General features: G+C 33.0%; 1 pseudogene. It reads right to left on the bottom strand.

From position 1 onward, the window contains the following. Nucleotides 1-19 precede the first annotated feature (19 nt). Nucleotides 20-373: pseudogene (locus J671_RS24830) on the bottom strand (IS5-like element ISAba27 family transposase); the annotation flags it as partial.

Genomic DNA, 373 nt, shown 5'->3' with positions numbered 1-373 from the left:
AGACCTCTTGCGAAAGTCGTTATTGCAAGTTCATCCGATTTACCAGTGCAGCGATTAAGTTAATGCGTAAACCGAATCTTTTCCGTCTATTTCGATAGCGTTCACTTAATATTCTAAATGTTTTCAATTGACTATTAATATGTTCGATCACAACTCGTATTTTTCCAATCATTTTATTGTACTTTTTCTCAACATCAAATAAGGGTAAATTCTTCTTTTTCTTTATTGGCATCAATAATTTAAAGCCATCTTGCTCTAATCCGTAGTACCCTAAATCGGTCATAACATATTTACAATGTTTGAATTTTTTAACCGTTCTTCTTGCCAATTTAATGTCATGCTGACTGCCATTCGATATATCTAGCCCTATGAT

The sequence above is a fragment of the Acinetobacter sp. 1130196 genome, from assembly GCF_000588095.1.
Lineage (GTDB): Bacteria > Pseudomonadota > Gammaproteobacteria > Pseudomonadales > Moraxellaceae > Acinetobacter > Acinetobacter nosocomialis.
This window is presented reverse-complemented; position numbering and strand designations above follow the sequence as displayed.